This window comes from Pseudonocardia sp. McavD-2-B, from assembly GCF_024124365.1.
Taxonomy (GTDB): Bacteria; Actinomycetota; Actinomycetes; order Mycobacteriales; family Pseudonocardiaceae; genus Pseudonocardia; species Pseudonocardia alni.
Genome location: NZ_JAMXSG010000523.1, coordinates 1 through 1,386, shown reverse-complemented (window position 1 = coordinate 1,386; position 1,386 = coordinate 1). Strand labels below are relative to the sequence as shown.

1 protein-coding gene is annotated in these 1,386 nt (G+C 78.6%); it reads right to left on the bottom strand.

Annotated features, from left to right (window positions below; translation table 11 throughout):
* Window positions 1-1,386, bottom strand: a 1,386-nt coding sequence (locus NH602_RS30875; protein ID WP_253069696.1) for a condensation domain-containing protein, incomplete at both ends; no start/stop codon positions are given.

The window sequence follows — 1,386 nt, the reverse complement described above, 5'->3', positions numbered from 1 at the left end:
CCGGCGAGCTCCGCGTCCCACACGGCGCGGGCGGCCGCCCGGGCGTCGCCGGCGTCGAGGGCGGTGAGGTGGTCGAACCAGGCGCGCAGCCGCTGTTCGGCGCGGGCGCGCGGCCCGCCGGGGTCCTGCGGGGTGCCGGCGGCCCGGGCGGCGTGGGCCTGGTCCAGCTCGGTGACCAGCAGCGCCACCGACCACCCGTCGAGGACGGCGTGCTGGAAGGTCAGGGCGAGGCGGGTGCGGCCGTCGTCGTGCAGCAGCGCGGCGCGCAGCAGCGGCGGGCGGGCGAGGTCGAACGGGCGGGCCCGCTCGGCGTCGAGCACGGCGGCCGGGTCGGTGCCGCGCACGTCGTGCTCGGTCCACGGCAGCGTGACGCGGTCGGCGACGCCCTGGACGACGCGGCCGTCGGCGCGCTGGGCGAACCCGGCACGCAGCTGCGGGTGCCGGTCGAGCAGGTCGGACAGCGCGGCGCGCAGGGTGCCCGGGTCGACGTCGGCGGGCAGGTCGAGGACCTCCTGCACGACGTAGGAGGTGTCGGCCGGGTCGAGCGCGGCGTGGAAGAAGAAGCCCTCCTGCAGCGGGGACACCGGCCCGGCGAGGGTGACGGGGCCGAGCACGGCGGCCGCGGCGTCGTCGAGGACGGTCGTGTCGGGCCCGGTGGGCGCGGCGACGGCGTGGTGCTCGGTCACGAGCGGCGCGAGCTCGGCGACGGTGCGATGGGTGAAGACCTGCCGCGGGGTGACCAGCAGGCCGGACTCGCGGGCCCGCACGACCAGCCGGATCGACAGGACCGAGTCGCCGCCGAGGGCGAAGAAATCGTCGTCGACGCCGAAGCCGGGCACCCCGAGGACCTCCGACACGAGGTCGCAGAGCAGCGCCTCGCGTGGTGTGCCGGGACGGGTGCCGCGGACCTGCGCGGACAGGTCGGGGGCGGGCAGCGCGGCCCGGTCGGTCTTGCCGTTGGCCAGTACCGGCACCGACGGCAGCGGGACGACGGCGGCGGGCACCATCCAGTCCGGGAGCCGGTCGCGCAGGTGCTCGCGCAAGGCGCCGACCAGGGCGTCGACGTCCCGGAACGGGGCCGGGCGGTGGAACGCGGGGCCGGTCGGGTCCGTGCTCGCGCGGTGCAGCGGGCCGGGGTCGACGCCGGGCCGGGAGAACAGCAGCTCGACCGTCGCCCCGGTGCCCCAGGTGCCCTCGGCCGTGTAGCCGAGGGACTCGCCGAGGGCCAGCAGCTCCTCGGGGTCGGCGCCGGCGGGCGGTTCGGGCTCGCCGTCGATGCGGGCGCGGGTGGCGCGGTCGGCGGCCGATCGCAGGTCGGGGACCCCGACCACGCGCACCATGTCCGCGCCGGAACGGGCCGCGCCGTCACCGTCGCGGCCCGCGGCC